This window comes from Trinickia sp. (assembly GCF_051954495.1).
Taxonomy (GTDB): domain Bacteria; phylum Pseudomonadota; class Gammaproteobacteria; order Burkholderiales; family Burkholderiaceae; genus Trinickia.
This window is the reverse complement of the sequence record NZ_JBQCHR010000017.1, coordinates 22549-38708: the sequence shown is the minus strand read 5'-3', so window position 1 is coordinate 38708 and position 16160 is coordinate 22549. Positions and strand designations below refer to the sequence as shown.

Sequence of the window (16160 nt, the reverse complement as noted above, 5' to 3'; positions counted from 1 at the left end):
GAATCGGCATGCAGCTGCTCCCCGCAGACTGCTTTGTCATCGAGCGCGGCCGCCCAAGCGCGACGCGATGCGCGGCGCACGTGCGGCTGCACTCCCCCTCTGGCCGGTATCCGGGCTGACGACGAAACGCATCCGCCTTCCCACGTGGGTGACGCAGTGGCATTGGATGTGTATTCGCACGGCGGATTTTTTGAGATGCCGTGCGTGTCGCTTACCGTTGGCGGGGGCAGCACAGGTTGGCTCGTCCGGGCGGACTTCGCTCCCTGTTTCCCGTTTAACCGCGCGCATGGGAGAGCCCAGCGCGCGAGCACCAAAGTGCCGCAAGTGTATGAGCGGGGGCATCGAGCGTCAAGAATCGCCGCCAGCCGCCATCCGAAACCCCTGCAAACATCGTGCGAAAACGCGCGTTTCGCAAAAAAAGCCAACAACGGTTACGTCTCGATACGAAGCGCCGTCGGAATCGCCCATATTTAGCGCTAAAATGCGGGGTCTTTAGAGGACGCAGCGGATGCTCAACGAACTCGAATCCCTCTCGCAGAATATCGGCCGGCTCATCGCCATCAACGAACGCCAGCAGCAAGCTCGCCACGCGCTCGAAGAGCAGCTCGCGCAATTGCGCCAAGAAAACGAGGCCGCGCACGCCGAACTCGCGCTGCTGCGCGAGGAGCGCAATGGCTTGCAAGCGGAACGCGATGCGCTCGTCGCCAAGATCGACGACGCGCAGGTGCGCCTGAACGCGATCCTCGAAAAGCTGCCTCGCGCCAAAGGCCCGTACGATTCCGACAGCCAGCTCGATCTGCTCGCTTCGCAGCAGGAAGGGCGAGCCACGGACAGCGCGGCCGCGCAGCACGGAGAAGATGCATGACGACCAAACAGATCGAAGCCACGATTCTCGGCCAACCGTACCGCCTCGCGTGCTCTCCCGAAACGGAAGCGGCGCTGCTCGAGGCCGTGGCGCGCGTCGACGCGGAGATGACGAAGATCCGCTCGTCGAGCAACGTGCGCGGCACCGACCGCATCGCCGTGATGGCGGCGCTCTCGCTGGCGTCGGAATTGCTCAAGCTGCAACAGAGCGTGCGTCACGGCGAAGCGTTTCCCGCGGAAGAAATCCGGCGTACAATGCGCCAAATGAACGAAAAGCTCGGTGCGGTGCTCGATCAGCACGAAGCACTGTAGTGCGGTAAAAACGCAACGAGCGGCAGTTCTCACATAACAGGTTTTACGGCTTCCCTGCCTGGTTCGCCAAGGTCATAAATTCCTTGAACCAATGCCATGTGCACGGTTGCGGAAATTTGTAGCACGGGCGTGCGCGTCACTCTGTCTGATGTACCCGAAGTGCTGCTAACTGCGACCAATTCTGAACCCCAGGTTCAGGATGCCGGCCTAGCGGCTAAGGCGGGGATTTTATTCGACGGCATCGGTTCTTCCGATGCCGTTTTCATTTGGGGCCTGCCTCCATGCGCTACTGGCTCATGAAGTCCGAACCGGAAGAAGCAAGCATCGACGATCTCGCCGGCGCCCCCAAGCGCACGCTGCCGTGGACGGGCGTACGCAACTATCAAGCGCGCAACTTCATGCGCGACATGATGGGAATCGGCGACGGCGTGCTCTTCTATCATTCGAGCTGTCCGGAACCCGGCATCGCCGGAATTGCCGAAGTCGTGTCGGGCGCTTATCCCGATCCGACGCAGTTCGACCCGAAGAGCCCGTACTACGATGCGAAATCCTCGCGCGAAACGCCGCGCTGGCTGCTCGTCGACGTGCGCTTCGTGAAGAAGACGCCGCTCGTGCCGCTCGCGGAGCTGCGCGCGCACGCCGAGCTTGCCGGCATGCGAGTGCTGGCCAAGGGCAACCGCCTCTCGATCACGCCCGTGACCGAAGACGAATGGCGCTTCATCACGGAGCAGCTCACGTAGTGCGTCGCGCGCGATGCGAGGCGCTTGCCGGGTCGTGAACGTCCCAACGCCCTCAACGGAGCACACATGAAAAGAACAACCGCAGTGTTGGCCCTCGCTGCCGCGGCTGCCGCACCCCTTACCCTCCTCGCGCTTCCCGCGCGCGCCGACACCGTGCTCAGCCAGCCGGCGCCGTCGGGCGTGCTGTCGCTATCGGCGCAAGCCAGCGCCGAAGTGCCTCAGGACGTCGTCGAAATCACGCTGTTTTACGAACAAGAAGCGCCCGACGCCGCCTCGCTCACCAACGCATTGAACCAGCATGCCGAGGCCGCGCTGAAGCAAGCGAAGGGGGTTGCGGCCGTCAAGGTGCGCACGGGAACCTTCTCGATCTACCCCACGACCGATCGCGACGGCCGCATCTCGGCATGGCGCGGCCGAACGGAGATCATCCTCGAATCGCGCGACTTCGGGGCCGCCTCGCGTCTGGCGGGCCAGCTCAATTCGACGATGCAAGTGGGCGGCGTGGCGTATTCGCTGTCGCCCGAGGCGCAGCGCGCCGCCGCGGAAAAGCTGACGACCGAAGCAATCGACAACTTCAGGACGCAGGCGAAGTCGTCCGCCAACGCGTTCGGCTACTCGGGCTACACGATTCGCGAGGTGGAGGTGGGCCGCAATGCGCCCCCGCCGCCGCGCCCGATGTTCGCGATGCGCGCGATGGCAGCCGAAGCCAAGGCGGCGGCCCCGCTGCCGGTCGAGGCCGGCACCTCGACGGTCACCGTCAGCGTGTCCGGCTCGGTACAGATGACCCGCTGATACGGCCGCAAGATCTCGAAAGGGTTGCCGCGGCGGACGACGGATGGCCGTGCGTCCGCCTCGATCACTGCGCGCGCGCGGCCGCCGGCGCCGTGGGCGCGCGCCGATACGACCATACGAGCATCGCGATGCCCGCGATGATCATCGGCAACGAGAGCCATTGCCCCATCGATAGGCCAAGCGCGAGCAGCCCGAGAAAATCGTCGGGCTCGCGCGCGAATTCGACGGTGAACCGAGCCAGCCCGTAGCCGATCAGGAATATCGCCGATGCCGCGCCCACCGGACGCGGCTTGCGTGTGAAGAACCACAACACCAGAAACAGCGTCACGCCTTCGAGCGCGATCTCATAGAGCTCGGACGGATGGCGCGGCAGCATGCGATAGCGCGCGAATATCTCGGCCAAATGCCACTTCGCCGCGAGTTGCGGATGCGAGGCGAGCCAAAGCGCATCGTCGCCCGACGCGTTCTGGAACATCATGGCCCAGGGCGCGCTCGGGTCCGTCACGCGCCCCCACAGCTCACCGTTGATGAAATTGCCGAGACGGCCAGCCGCGAGGCCCGTCGGCACCATCGGCGCGACGAAGTCCGTCACTTGCAGCCACGTCCGCTTGCGCTGATAGGCGAACAGCACCATCGCCAGCGTGACGCCGAGAAAGCCGCCGTGAAACGACATGCCGCCCTGCCACACCTTGAACACATCGAGCGGGTGCGCGAGGTAGTAGTCGGCCTTGTAGAAGAGCACGTAGCCGAGCCGTCCGCCCAAGATGGTGCCGAGCACGCCGTAAAACAGGATGTCGTCGATGTCCTTCGTCGTCCACCCCTGCGCGGCGACATGCGGCAAGCGCAGCCGCAACCGGGCGATGACAACGGCAAGCACGAATCCGACGAGATACATGAGCCCGTACCAGCGCACGGCAAGCGGGCCGAAATGAATTGCAATGGGATCGAAATTCGGATGAATCAGCATCGTAAGGCTTCGGGCATGAAGTAATGAGGCGTTGAACGAGGGCCGAGGATACCGCGTAAAGCGACGCGAACCGACATAAGACGTCTATCCCGACCCATCCTTGCGCGGCTTCGCGCGGCCGCGCGCGGCAGCCTGTGTCAACGGCGCATGCACGCTTGCATGCGCCCGCACGATATCGATGAAACCGGCCAGCACGGGACTCACGTCGGCCGTTCGCCAGACGAGCCCCGTCTCGACGAGCGGCGTGCGCTCCGCCAGCGGCCGATACACGACGCCGGTGCGCCGCAGGTTACGCAGCGATTGCGGCACGAGCGCGACACCCATGCCCGCCGACACGAGGCTCACGATCGTCTGCATCTGGATCGCCTCCTGTCCGATGCGGGGCGTGAGGCCCGCCGCGCCGTAGCAGCCCGTAATGATGTCATAAAAGCCCGGCGCCAAACGACGAGGAAAGACGACGAGCGGCAAGCGCCCCACTTCGGCCAGGGAAATCGGCGTATCGATCCAGTCGGGCGGATCGCCGCGGCCGCGATGCGCCTGGCTCGAAGCCGGCAGCGCGGCGACGAGCGGCTCGCGCATGACGGGCAGATACGTCAGCGTCGCGGCATGGCGCGGCGGCAACGGCGGAATGATGAGGCCCGCGTCGATCCGACCCGCGACGAGTTCCTCGATTTGCACGTCGCTCGTCGCCTCGGACAAATTCAAGCGCACGCGCGGATGGCGAACCGCGAACTCGCGCAACAACTGGGGCAGCAAACCGTAATCGGCCGTCGACACGAACGCCAAGGAGAGCGCGCCGGCCTCGCCGCGCGCGAGACTTTGCGCGAGCGGCCGCAGCGTGTCCGCCTGGGCAAGCAGCTTGCGCACCTCGGGAAGCAGATCGGCGCCCACGGGCGTAAGCTCGACCGTGCGTTTCGTGCGGGCGAACAACGCGACCCCGAGCGCCTCCTCGAGCGCGCGAATCGCCTGCGAAAGCGGCGGCTGCGTCATCGACAGCTTGCGCGCGGCGCGCCCGAAATGCCGCTCTTCTGCGACGGCGACGAAATAGCGCAATTGGCGCAGATCGGGGGTCATGGCGACGGCTCCGTACGATGTCGCCGATCGGCGGCCATGGACCGCGATCGGCGTGTCAAGCGTGGCTAAGGCCCATTTGCATCGATATGCGTTTCGACCTAGTTCGTCATGAATCATATATTGGACACGCCGAACCAGGCGCGTCATGCTGCTTCGAGCCTCACGCGCCGCGCCCGCCTCGCCTTGCCTTCCCCGCATCGGCGCGCCTTCGCCGGTGCACGGCCGCGCCCACTTTCGATCAACGAACCGGAGTCCGCCCATGGCATACAACCGCCGTTCCCAGCACATCACGCAAGGTGTGGCACGCGCCCCGAACCGCTCGATGTTCTACGCGCTCGGCTATGAGAAGGACGACTTCGACAAGCCGATGATCGGCATCGCGAACGGGCACTCGACGATCACACCGTGCAACGCGGGCCTGCAGAAGCTGGCGGACGCAGCCGTCGCGGCCGTGAAAGACTCGGGCGCGAATGCGCAGACATTCGGCACGCCGACGATCTCCGACGGCATGTCGATGGGCACCGAAGGCATGAAGTACTCGCTCGTCTCGCGGGAGGTCATCGCCGACTGCATCGAAACGTGCGTGCAAGGCCAATGGATGGACGGCGTAGTCGTGATCGGCGGCTGCGACAAGAACATGCCGGGCGGCATGATCGCGCTCGCCCGCATCAACGTGCCGGGCATCTACGTCTACGGCGGCACGATCCGGCCCGGCCACTGGAAGGGCAAGGATTTGACGATCGTCTCGTCGTTCGAGGCCGTCGGCGAATTCACGGCGGGGCGCATGTCGAAGGAGGATTTCGACGGCATCGAGCAGAACGCCTGTCCCTCGACGGGTTCGTGCGGCGGCATGTACACCGCCAACACGATGAGCTCGTCGTTCGAAGCGCTCGGCATGTCGCTGCTCTACTCGTCGACGATGGCCAATCCCGACGACGAGAAGGTCGACTCGAGCGCCGAATCGGCGCGCGTGCTCGTACAAGCCGTGAAGAACGATTTGAAGCCGCGCGACATCATCACGCGCGAGTCGATCGAAAACGCCGTCGCGCTCATCATGGCCACGGGCGGCTCGACGAACGCGGTGCTGCACTATCTCGCCATCGCGCACGCGGCCGACGTGCCCTGGTCGATCGACGATTTCGAGCGCATCCGCAAGCGCGTGCCGGTCATCTGCAACCTGAAGCCGTCCGGCGAGTATGTCGCGACCGACCTGCATGCCGCGGGCGGCATTCCGCAAGTCTTGAAGATCTTGCTCGATGCCGGGTTGCTGCACGGCGATTGCATCACGATCACGGGCAAGACACTGGCCGAGGAACTCGAGCACGTGCCGAGCGTGCCGCGCGCCGATCAGCAGGTCATTTTTCCGATCGAGAAGGCGCTCTATGCCCAAGGCCACCTAGCGATCCTGAAGGGCAACCTTGCGACCGATGGCGCCGTCGCGAAAATCACGGGCCTAAAGAACCCGGTTATCACGGGCCCCGCGCGCGTATTCGACGACGAGCAAAGCGCGCTCGCCGCCATCTTGGATGACCGCATCCGCCCGGGCGACGTGCTGGTGCTGCGCTACCTTGGCCCGCAAGGCGGCCCCGGCATGCCAGAGATGCTCGCGCCCACTTCCGCGCTGATCGGCAAGGGGCTCGGCGAATCGGTCGGCCTCATCACCGACGGGCGCTTCTCGGGCGGCACATGGGGGATGGTGGTGGGCCACGTCGCGCCCGAAGCGTTCGTGGGCGGTACGATCGCGCTCGTGCAAGAGGGCGATTCGATCACGATCGACGCTCACGCGCTGCTGCTGCAGTTGAACGTGGACGACGCCGAACTCGAACGCCGCCGGGCGGCCTTTACGCCGCCCGCGCCGCGCTACACGCGCGGGGTGCTCGCCAAGTACGCCGCGCTCGCGCGCCCGGCCCACCAGGGCGCGGTGACCGGATAGGCGGCTTCGAGGGCCGCCTGATTCCGAGTAACGCTTAAGACGTATGCCGTGCGAGTTCCTCACGCACGGCGTCGCGCACCCAGCCGGCCACCTCGGCCTCGAGTGCCGACACGACTTCGCGCGTGACTTGCCGCACGAGCCAATTCGTATGTTCCTCGATGGCGTCGCGGCAACGCGCCTCGATCACGCGGCGCGCGTCCTCGCGCAAGTAGCTCGAAAACCGCCCTCGCAAACGCTCGGCGATGAATTCGACGTCGCGTGCGTCGAAGGCGGCGCTGCGGGAATCGGGCGCATCGCCCGGCCGATGAGCGGGCTGCGGGCGTTGCGTCGTCGTTTCGCTCGATGCCTGCGCCGCCGACGCGGCCGCCTCCGCGGCGGCCGGCGCCGGAGCCGGCGGCTGCGCGGGAGCGGCGGGTGCATCGTCGTGCGGGTGCTCGGGGCGGCCGACCGGCGGACGGCCGGGGACGATGACGTCCGTCAGCATCGGGATCGAATCGGGGTCATGGGGATCGGTCATGCTTGCCTCCCTAGTTTGACGAATGGCCGGGCCACGAATGGCCGGGCCACGAATGGCCGGGCCACGAATGGCCGGGCCGCGAATGGCCGGGCGCGCCTAGCGCACCGGCGCGCTACGCGCCCTGCTTGTGATTGTTGAGCGGATAGCCGCGATCGCGGTAGAACCGGTAGCGCTCGCGGCCCGCGGCCAGCTCGTCCTCGCTGTTGCCGACGACTTCGAGCAACCGTTCGAAGCGAGCGAATTGCACCGGCACAGCCGGCGCGAGGTTCAGCAAGATCCGATGGTGCGGCGCGTGCGCAAGATCGGTCGTGAGCACGATCGGCGTGCGTTCGGCCAGTGCGCTGTCGGCCATGCAGTGCGGCAGGAAATCGAGCGGCGAAAACGTCCAAAGCTGCTCGTCGAACGCGCGCAGCCGCCCCGGATCGGCTACCACGACAAGCGGCTGCCCGGCCTGATAAGCCTTGCGGGCGAGCCGGCAGGCGTACAGCAGCGCATCGCCGACGTTCGTATGAAAATCGATGCGCGTCACCGCCCGCCCTCGCGCGCCATCCAGCCCACCGCCATCACTGTCCCGCGCGATCGATCAGGAACTGCGTGAGCAGCGGCACGGGGCGGCCCGTGGCGCCCTTCGCCGCGCCGCTCTTCCACGCGGTGCCGGCAATGTCCAGATGCGCCCAAGGATAGCTTTCGGTGAAACGCGACAGGAAGCAGGCCGCCGTCACGCTGCCGGCCGGGCGGCCGCCGATGTTCGCCAGATCGGCGAAATTCGACTTCAATTGCTCTTGATACTCGTCGTCGAGCGGCATGCGCCAAGCGGGATCCGACGCTTCGCGCGAGGCATCGAGCAGTTCGCCGGCCAGCGCGTCGTCCTTCGAAAACAGGCCGGAATTGTGATGGCCCAGCGCGATGATGCACGCCCCCGTGAGGGTCGCGATATCGACGACGGCCGCCGGCTTGAAGCGCTCGGCGTACGTGAGCGCGTCGCACAGGATCAAGCGCCCTTCGGCATCGGTGTTGAGCACTTCGATCGTCAGGCCGGACATGCTCGTCACGATGTCGCCGGGCTTCGTGGCTTTGCCGCCCGGCATATTTTCGACGGCGGGCACGATACCGACGACGTTCAGCTTGAGCCCGAGCTCGGCCACCGCGCGCAGCGTACCGAACACGGACGCCGCGCCGCACATGTCGTACTTCATTTCGTCCATGCCCTCGCCCGGCTTGAGCGAGATGCCGCCGCTGTCGAACGTGACGCCCTTGCCGACGAGCACGACCGGCGCGGCCTTGGCCGCGGCGCCTTGATATTGCATGACGATGAACTGCGCGGGCTCGGCCGTGCCGCGCGTGACCGACAGAAGCGAGCCCATCTTCAGCGCTTCGAGCTGCTTCTCGCCGAGCACTTCGACCTTGAACTTGAATTCCTTGCCGAGCTTCTTGGCGGTTTCCGCCAGGTAGCCGGGCGTGCAGATGTTGCCGGGCAGGTTGCCAAGATCGCGCGCGAGCTCCATGCCGTTCGAGACGGCCAGAGCCTGCTTGACGGCGAGCTTGGCCAGCTTTTCGTCGTCCGAATCGACCGACATCACGATGCGCTTGAGCGCGTACTTGGCGGGATCGGGCTTGCTCTTCAGCTGCGTGAACTGATAGGTCTCGCCGCGCAACGCGAGGACGGCGGCGCGCACGGCCCAGTCGGCCGAACGTTCCTTGACCGGCAGCTGAGCGAGCGTGAAGGTGACCTGAACGACCTTCGTGCCGAGCAGCGCCCGCCAGGCGGCACGGACCGCTTCGCCGTAGGCCTTTTGGCCGAACGCGTCTTGCTTGCCGAGCCCGACGAGCAGCACGCGCGAAGCGCCGATACCTTCCACCTCGTGCAGGAACAGGGTCGAGCCGCACTTGCCCTGCATGTCGCCGGCCTTGACGATGCGCAAAAGCAGCCCCTTCGTCGCCGCGTCGATCTCCAGCGCCGCGCCCGACAAAGATTGGCCTTCGAACACGCCGATCACGATGCAATCGGATTTCCCCGTCAGGAAGCTACCCGTCGTGCCCTTCGTCCAGTCACAGGCTTTTATGCTAAAGTCCATCGCGCTTGTCCTCGGATAAAATCGGCTTAAGTCTCGAAACGAAGCCGCAATTATCCGCTATTTTTTCTCCGGCGTCGGATTGCGCTGCGCTCGATGCGCCGCCGCCCCCGCCCTCTCGCACCGACGATGATCTTCGAACGCTCCCTGCAGCGCGAGCTAGCCTATACGGCAGGCGCCGTATTCATGGTGCTGCTGACCATCTTTCTCACGACGATGATGATACGCATCGTCGGGTATGCCGCATCCGGCGAAGTCGATCCGAAGGACGTCGTCGTCCTGATCGGTCTGACCGTCATCGGCTACATCGCCGTGATGCTCGTCGTCACGATGTTCGTGTCGATCCTGTTCGTGCTCACGCGCTGGTACCGCGATTCCGAGATGGTCGTCTGGCTCGCCTCGGGCGTGAGCCTGACGCGCTTCATCAAGCCGATCGCGAAGTTCGCCGCGCCGCTCATCGTGCTGATCGCCTTCTTCGCCTATGTGGGCTGGCCCTGGTCGAACGCGCAAAGCAAACTGATTCGCGCACGCTTTCAGCAGCGCGACGAAGTCTCGCTGCTCGCGCCGGGCCAGTTTCGCGAATCGCCGGCCACGAACCGCGTGTTCTTCATCGAAAAGATGACGCCCGATCAATCGCGCGTGCAGAATGTTTTCGTCGCCAGCACCGAACACGGCAAAGTCAGCGTCGTCGTTTCGCAAAACGGCCATACGGAAACGATGAAAGACGGCTCGCGCTTCGTCGTATTGGACAACGGGCGCCGCTACGACGGGGAGCCCGGCAAACCCGATTTCCGCATCATGGAATTCGAACACTATGGCGTGAAGATGACCCACCAGCCGGTCGTCAACGCCACGACGACCACCGGCATGTCGACGCTCGCCCTGCTGCGCCACCCCACGCGCGATCGGCTCGCCGAATTCGCGTGGCGCACGGGCCTGCCGCTCATGGCGATCAATCTGATGCTGCTCGGCATCCCCCTCGCCTATCAAAACCCGCGGCGCGGCCGCACGATCAATCTCGTGATGGCGGTCTTGATCTTCCTCACGTATTCGAACCTGCTCAACGTCGTGCAATCGTGGCTGGAGCAAGGCAAGATGTCGTTCGTCCTCGGTCTGGTCGGCCTGCATATCGTCGCGGCGGCGCTCGTCGTCGTCGTGTTCTGGCTGCGCGTGCGCAATCGTCCGCTGATTCCGCGTACGTGGTTCGCGTCCTCGCGAGGAGCCTGAGGCCATGCGCATCTACGAACGGTATTTCGCCCGTCAGATCTATCTCGCGTTCATCTTCATCTTGTTCGCGTTCTCGGGCCTGTTCTTCTTTTTCGATCTCATCAACGAGCTCAACACGGTCGGCCACGGCAACTATAAATTCGGCTACGCCGTGCTGCGCGTCGCGCTGCAAACGCCGTCGCGCTTTTACGAGATCATCCCCGTGGCCGCGCTGATCAGCGCGATCTACGTGTTCGCACAAATGGCGGCGAGCTCCGAATACACGATCTTCCGCGTGTCGGGGCTCTCCACCGGGCAGGCGCTGCGCTCGCTGATCAAGATCGGCATTCCGCTCGTCGCCGTGACGTATTTCATCGGCGAGGTCGTCGGACCCTATTCCGATCAGCTCTCCGAGCGCGTGCGGCTCGAGGCGCTCGGTTCGGCGGTGTCGACCAATTTCGCCTCGGGCGTGTGGGTCAAGGACACGCTCACGGCGCGCGAGGACGGCCAGCAAGTCACGCGCTTCGTCAACGTCGGCTCGTTGATGCCCGATGCGACCATCAGCAACGTGCGCATTTACGAATTCGATCCGAGCCTGCGGCTCACGAACGTGAGAACGGCGCAGACGGGCCGCTACGAGGGCAACGGCCATTGGTTGCTGACAGGCGTCACCGATACGAAGCTGTCCAGCTTGCCGCCTCCGGCCAATACGCCCAATACGCCCGCCGACGCGCTCGCACCGGCTTATCGCGCGACGCAAACCGACCTGCCGCAATACTCGCTGCGCTCGGAACTCACGCCGCAGATCCTCTCGGTGCTGCTCGTCGCGCCCGATCGGATGTCGATGTTCAATCTGTTCCGCTACATCCAGCATCTGGTCGAAAACCATCAAGACACGCAGCGCTACGACATCGCCCTTTGGAAGAAGCTGCTTTATCCGTTCGCCGTGCTGGTCATGCTCGTGCTGTCGCTGCCTTTCGGCTACCTGCATACGCGGGCCGGCGTCGTCGGCGTGAAGGTGTTCGGCGGCATCATGCTTGGCATGAGCTTCCAGCTCATCAACACGCTGTTCTCGCACATCGGCATGCTCAACACGTGGCCCGCGCCTGTCACAGCCGCGTTGCCGGGTCTCATCTATCTCGTACTCGGGCTCGCGGGGCTCAAGTGGGTCGACCGGCACTGACGCCGGCAGCGGAGGCAACGGTGAACGCAAGCACGAACGCACGCGGCATCGTCTTATTCGCGCACGGCGCGCGCGATGCGCGCTGGGCCGAGCCGTTCGAACGCCTGGCCGGCAAGCTGCGCGCGCTCGCGGGCCCCGGCGTGGACGTCTCGCTTGCCTTCCTCGAATTGATGTCGCCCGATCTGCCGGCCGCCGTCGCCGCGCAAGTGGCCGCGGGCTGCGCGTCGATCACGGTCGTGCCCGTATTCTTCGGCCAAGGCGGCCATGTGCGGCGCGATCTTCCCGTCATCCTCGACGCGTGCCGCGCCGCCCACCCGGGCGTGACCATCCGCCACGCGGTGCCCGTGGGCGAGGACGACGCCGTCCTCGATGCACTCGCAGCGTACTGTCTCAGTCAGTTGAATTCGCTCGGATGAGCGCGGGGAATCGCTAGTCGATCACGCGGCGTGCGCGAATGCGGCGCTTGCTTCGGCGCGCCCGGCGTTCTCTTGTTGCGTCGTGGCGCGAGCGCGTTCGGCGAACGCCTCACCGATCATCAACAGGCTCGGCTGCGACGGGTCGAGCCACGCCTGCGCCTCGCCCATCGCGAGCGCCTCGAGCGTGAGCGTAAGCGTGCGCTCGCGCGCCGTGCTGCACGCCTCGACGATCGCCACGGGGGTCGCGCCCGAGCGGCCCGCGTCGATCAGCTGCTGCGCGATATCGGGCGCGCTATCGCGGCCCATGTAGAAGACGAGCGAATCGGCGTTCACGGCCTCGCGAATCGCCTCCGTGTCGGGTGCGCGGCTCTTCGTGGCGAGCGCCACGCTGCGCGCAACGCCCCGTAGCGTCAGCGATCGCTTGACCGACGACGCAGCCGCCAACGCAGCCGTGATTCCGGGCACGACCTCGTATTCGATGCCGGCCTCTTCGAGCGCGCGCATTTCTTCGTCGGCGCGTCCGAACAGCATCGGGTCGCCGCCCTTGAGCCGCACGACCACGTCATGCGTGCGCGCCGCGTCGACAATCTGCTTGTTGATGAAGTGCTGCGCCGTGGAGCGCTGGCCGCAGCGCTTGCCCACGGCGATTTTGCGCGCATGGGGCGCGTGCTCGAGCATCGCCGGTTCGATAAGCGCATCGTGCAGGACGACGTCGGCCGTGCCCAACAAGCGGGCGCCACGCACCGTAATGAGATCCGCCGCTCCCGGTCCCGCACCGATCAAGTACACCTTGCCCATCGCCCTTTCATCCTCTCGCGTGTTCAGGCGGCGCGAGTCGCGCCGCCGCGTTCGTCAGTCACGCGGAATATGCACGAATCATGCCGGCCGCCACCGTATGATGCGTGGCTTCGTCGATCAGCACGAACGCGCCGGTCGCCGGTTGTGCATCGTACGCATCGCAAACGATCGGTTTTTGCAGCGTCAATGCAACGCGTCCGATATCGTTCATCTTCAAATCGTGCACTTCGCTCGTATGCGATAGCGTATGCACGTCGAGCACCTCCTTGACCGAGCCGATTCGCGCAAATACCGTATTGGTCGTCTGCTTGAGCAGATATTTACGCTGCGTCGAGAGCGGCTCGTCGTCGAACCAGCACAAGTCCGCTTCCAGCTTCTTCGCCGGCTGCGCCGCTTGTGCCGCTTTTGCCTCTTGCGCCGCCACGAACGTGTCGCCCCGCGACACGTCCACGTCCTCGCTCAAGCGGATCGTCACCGTCTGCCCCGCGAACGCGCGGTCCACCTGCGCCGTGCCGCCCGGCACCGGCGCGATGATCTCGGCCACCGTCGCTTCCTTTTTCGCGGGCAGCACGACGATCGGCTCGCCCACGCGCACTTCTCCCGCCTCCACGCGCCCCATGTAGCCGCGGAAGTCGTCTGCGCTCGAGCCGTCTTGACGCGCCACCCACTGCACCGGGAAGCGCAGCGCCTCGCCCATCGCCTGCGCCACCGGCAACTGCTCGAGCACGTCCAAGAGCGGCTCGCCCGCGTACCACGGCATGCGCTCGCTCGCCTGCACGATGTTGTCGCCCTTGAGCGCCGACACCGGCACGAACCGCACGTCCGAGATGCCCAACTGCCGCGCCAATTCCACGTACGCGTCGCGAATCTCGTTGAAGCGCGTCTCGCTGTATTCCACCAAGTCCATCTTGTTGATCGCCACGATCACGTGCTGCAACGCCAGCAGCTTCACGATCGCGCTGTGGCGCTTGGTCTGCGGCAGCAAGATCGTGCGCCCTTGCTCGTCCTTGCTCACGCGCGTGGCGTCGATGAGGATGATTGCCGCGTGCGCCGTCGAGGCGCCCGTCACCATGTTGCGCGTGTACTGCTCGTGCCCGGGCGTATCGGCAATGATGAACTTGCGCCGCGCCGTGGCGAAGTAGCGATAGGCCACGTCGATCGTGATGCCTTGCTCGCGCTCGGCCTCCAGCCCGTCGGTGAGCAGCGAGAGGTCGATCTCCTCGCCCACCGTGCGCTTGTTCTTCGCGCGCGAGAGCGCCGAGAGCTGATCGGACAGCACAGCCTTGCTGTCGTAAAGCAGCCGGCCGATCAGCGTGCTCTTGCCGTCGTCCACGCTGCCCGCCGTGATGAAACGCAGCACGCCCAGGTCTGCCGGTTGGTGAGGAGTACTCATGATTCTGGATTCCGTCTTGATGTCGTTCGGGGTGCCGGCGTTTAGAAGTAGCCTTGCTTCTTGCGCTGCTCCATCGCAGCCTCGGACGCTTGATCGTCCATGCGCGTGGCCCCGCGCTCGGTGATGTCGGTCACCGCCGTCTCGGCGATGATCTTCTCGACATCGTCCGCATCGCTCTCGACCGGGCACGTGCAACTGATGTCGCCCACCGTGCGAAAACGCACGAGCGCCTGCTCGCTTTGCTCGCCCTCGCGCATCGGCGTGAGCGGCGTCACCGGCACGAGCAGGCCGCCGCGGCGCACGATCTCGCGCTCGTGCGCGTAGTAGATCGAGGGCAGCTCCAAGCCTTCGCGCGCGATGTACTGCCACACGTCCAGCTCGGTCCAGTTCGAGATCGGGAACACGCGCAGGTGCTCGCCTTTGTGCAGCCGCGCGTTGAACAGGCTCCACAGTTCCGGGCGCTGCGCCTTCGGATCCCACTGGCCGAATTCGTCGCGAAACGAGAAGATGCGCTCCTTGGCGCGCGCCTTCTCTTCATCGCGGCGCGCCCCGCCGATCATCGCCGTGAAGCCGTGCTCATCGATCGTCTCGAGCAGCGTCACCGCTTGCGCGGCATTGCGCGAATCGGTCTCGCGGCGCAGCCGCACCGTGCCGCGCTTGATCGAATCCTCGACATGGCCCACGACCAGCTGCGCGCCGATCTGCGCCGCGCGGCGATCGCGAAACTCGATCACTTCCGGATAGTTGTGCCCCGTGTCGATGTGCACGAGCGGAAAGGGCAGCGCCGTCTTGCGGTTCGCGCCGAGCCCGAACGCCTTGAGCGCCAGGTGCAGCACGACCACCGAATCCTTGCCGCCCGAGAACAGCAGCGCCGGCTTGCTGCACTCGGCAACGAGCTCGCGCAGGATGTGGATCGATTCGGCCTCCAGCCAGTCGAGGTGGTCCATGCGTAGGGCTGGCTTTACGGCGCCGGCCGTGCCGAGAGAGGCGATCAGGGTAGACATGATGTTGGCCTTGGTGTCTGCGTTTTTGTCGAACGAGCGTGATACATGGTGTGAGCAGGTTAGGGCAGCCGGCGAACTAGCCGACGCTCCGATAGGCGATATAGGCCGCGATCAGCAGCAGCATCGCGGCGAAAATCTTTTGCAGCGTTTGGCTCCTGCCGGCGATGGCTTTGGCCGATCGCATGCCGAAACGGCCGCCGACGACGCCGCCGGCGACGAGCGCCAGCGCGAGCGGCACGCTGACCTTTCCGGCCATCGCGTAGTTGGCGGCCGTCGTCGCGGCGAACACCACGACCGAGACGAGCGAGGAGGCCACGGCCTCGAGCATCGACACACGCGCGATCAAGCGCAGCGCCGGCACCGATAGAAAGCCGCCGCTAATGCCGAAGAACCCGGCCACGCCGCCGACCGCCACGCCCGCGCCGGCCGTGGCGAAACCTCTGCCGGCAGTGGCGATCGGGATCGGCCCGTCGTGGGTCGGTTGCGCACGTGACATCATGAGCACCGCGACCGCGGCCACGATAACCGCGAGCAGCAACGTCAAGGCGCCGCCGTCGATATGCAGCGACCACCGCGAGCCCGCGAACGCGCCGGAGACGCCGGCCGCCGCGAATAAAGCGCCCACGCGCCAACGCACATGGCCGGCCCGCGCATACGAGACGAGATTGACGAGCGCGGTGAGCGCGATAGCCGCGGCCGTCGTGCCGATCGCGACATGCGGATCGCCGACTTTGACGAAATAGAGCAGCAGCGGCACGGACAACATGCCTGCGCCGCCGCCGACAAGTCCGAGCGCAAAGCCGATGGATAGCCCGGACACGGACGCAAGCGCAACCTGCGTCTGCAACGCAATAGACATCGTGGTGTTCCTCTCAGGTACACGGCAACT

17 protein-coding genes, 1 other RNA gene and 1 riboswitch are annotated in these 16160 nt (G+C 65.5%); of the genes, 9 read left to right on the top strand and 9 right to left on the bottom strand.

All coding sequences use genetic code 11. The features are described from left to right. Positions 1-84: 84 nt before the first annotated feature. Positions 85-329, bottom strand: a riboswitch (cobalamin riboswitch). A gap of 179 nt (positions 330-508) precedes the next feature. The 5 genes from ACTHNR_RS02045 (at position 509) to ACTHNR_RS02025 (ending at position 2708) form a co-directional block, all read left to right on the top strand. Further along, on the top strand, positions 509-865 hold the full coding sequence (locus tag ACTHNR_RS02045; protein WP_440545759.1) for an ATPase: 357 nt from the start codon (positions 509-511) through the stop codon (positions 863-865). After that, the gene (locus tag ACTHNR_RS02040) at positions 862-1176 is read left to right on the top strand and encodes a cell division protein ZapA (RefSeq protein ID WP_440545758.1); all 315 of its coding nucleotides are present in this window, start codon (positions 862-864) and stop codon (positions 1174-1176) included. Before ACTHNR_RS02045 ends, ACTHNR_RS02040 begins: the two co-directional genes overlap by 4 nt. A gap of 48 nt (positions 1177-1224) precedes the next feature. Further along, positions 1225-1406: non-coding RNA, 6S RNA (gene ssrS / locus ACTHNR_RS02035), on the top strand. A gap of 51 nt (positions 1407-1457) precedes the next feature. Beyond that, positions 1458-1916, top strand: coding sequence for an EVE domain-containing protein (locus ACTHNR_RS02030; protein ID WP_440545757.1), 459 nt, complete (start codon positions 1458-1460; stop codon positions 1914-1916). A gap of 66 nt (positions 1917-1982) precedes the next feature. Then, positions 1983-2708, top strand: coding sequence for an SIMPL domain-containing protein (locus tag ACTHNR_RS02025; protein WP_440545756.1), 726 nt, complete (start codon positions 1983-1985; stop codon positions 2706-2708). A gap of 64 nt (positions 2709-2772) precedes the next feature. Here ACTHNR_RS02025 and lgt read toward each other — a convergent pair whose 3' ends face one another. Both lgt and ACTHNR_RS02015 read right to left on the bottom strand, forming a co-directional pair. Next, positions 2773-3675: a prolipoprotein diacylglyceryl transferase gene (lgt, locus tag ACTHNR_RS02020; RefSeq protein ID WP_440545755.1), complete on the bottom strand. Its 903-nt coding sequence runs from the start codon at positions 3673-3675 to the stop codon at positions 2773-2775. An 84-nt stretch (positions 3676-3759) separates the two neighbouring features. After that, positions 3760-4749 carry a LysR substrate-binding domain-containing protein gene (locus tag ACTHNR_RS02015; RefSeq protein WP_440545753.1) on the bottom strand — a complete coding sequence of 330 codons (990 nt, stop codon included), beginning with the start codon at positions 4747-4749 and terminating at the stop codon, positions 3760-3762. Between the two features lie 259 nt (positions 4750-5008). On the opposite strand from ACTHNR_RS02015, the gene ilvD reads away from it, so the two are divergent. Next, positions 5009-6682, top strand: coding sequence for a dihydroxy-acid dehydratase (ilvD, locus tag ACTHNR_RS02010; RefSeq protein ID WP_440545752.1), 1674 nt, complete (start codon positions 5009-5011; stop codon positions 6680-6682). 34 nt (positions 6683-6716) lie between these two features. On the opposite strand, the gene ACTHNR_RS02005 is transcribed toward ilvD, so the two are convergent. From ACTHNR_RS02005 to ACTHNR_RS01995, 3 genes are all read right to left on the bottom strand, one after another. Further along, a complete protein-coding gene (locus tag ACTHNR_RS02005) occupies positions 6717-7199 on the bottom strand; it encodes a DUF2486 family protein (RefSeq protein ID WP_440545751.1) in 483 nt (160 codons plus the stop codon). Positions 7200-7311: 112 nt separating this feature from the next. After that, positions 7312-7728, bottom strand: a complete 417-nt coding sequence (locus tag ACTHNR_RS02000; protein ID WP_440545750.1) for a DNA polymerase III subunit chi — start codon at positions 7726-7728, stop codon at positions 7312-7314. 34 nt (positions 7729-7762) lie between these two features. Then, positions 7763-9274: a leucyl aminopeptidase gene (locus tag ACTHNR_RS01995; RefSeq protein ID WP_440545748.1), complete on the bottom strand. Its 1512-nt coding sequence runs from the start codon at positions 9272-9274 to the stop codon at positions 7763-7765. Positions 9275-9400: 126 nt separating this feature from the next. Here ACTHNR_RS01995 and lptF point away from each other — a divergent pair, with 126 nt between their 5' ends. The 3 genes from lptF to ACTHNR_RS01980 are packed head-to-tail and all read left to right on the top strand — an operon-like array spanning position 9401 to position 12076. Next, positions 9401-10498, top strand: coding sequence for an LPS export ABC transporter permease LptF (gene lptF / locus ACTHNR_RS01990; protein WP_440545747.1), 1098 nt, complete (start codon positions 9401-9403; stop codon positions 10496-10498). A gap of 4 nt (positions 10499-10502) precedes the next feature. After that, positions 10503-11660, top strand: coding sequence for an LPS export ABC transporter permease LptG (gene lptG / locus ACTHNR_RS01985; RefSeq protein WP_440545746.1), 1158 nt, complete (start codon positions 10503-10505; stop codon positions 11658-11660). A gap of 20 nt (positions 11661-11680) precedes the next feature. Beyond that, positions 11681-12076, top strand: coding sequence for a sirohydrochlorin chelatase (locus tag ACTHNR_RS01980; protein ID WP_440545745.1), 396 nt, complete (start codon positions 11681-11683; stop codon positions 12074-12076). Between the two features lie 21 nt (positions 12077-12097). On the opposite strand, the gene cobA is transcribed toward ACTHNR_RS01980, so the two are convergent. The 4 genes from cobA to ACTHNR_RS01960 all read right to left on the bottom strand — a co-directional run bounded on the left by cobA (position 12098) and on the right by ACTHNR_RS01960 (position 16130). Then, positions 12098-12874 carry a uroporphyrinogen-III C-methyltransferase gene (cobA, locus tag ACTHNR_RS01975; protein WP_440545744.1) on the bottom strand — a complete coding sequence of 259 codons (777 nt, stop codon included), beginning with the start codon at positions 12872-12874 and terminating at the stop codon, positions 12098-12100. Between the two features lie 58 nt (positions 12875-12932). After that, positions 12933-14267: a sulfate adenylyltransferase subunit 1 gene (locus ACTHNR_RS01970; RefSeq protein ID WP_440545743.1), complete on the bottom strand. Its 1335-nt coding sequence runs from the start codon at positions 14265-14267 to the stop codon at positions 12933-12935. A gap of 41 nt (positions 14268-14308) precedes the next feature. Continuing rightward, complete coding sequence (cysD, locus tag ACTHNR_RS01965; RefSeq protein ID WP_440545742.1) at positions 14309-15271, bottom strand: sulfate adenylyltransferase subunit CysD; 963 nt, start codon at positions 15269-15271, stop codon at positions 14309-14311. A gap of 76 nt (positions 15272-15347) precedes the next feature. Further along, positions 15348-16130, bottom strand: coding sequence for a sulfite exporter TauE/SafE family protein (locus ACTHNR_RS01960; RefSeq protein ID WP_440545741.1), 783 nt, complete (start codon positions 16128-16130; stop codon positions 15348-15350). Between the last annotated feature and the right edge of the window lie 30 nt (positions 16131-16160).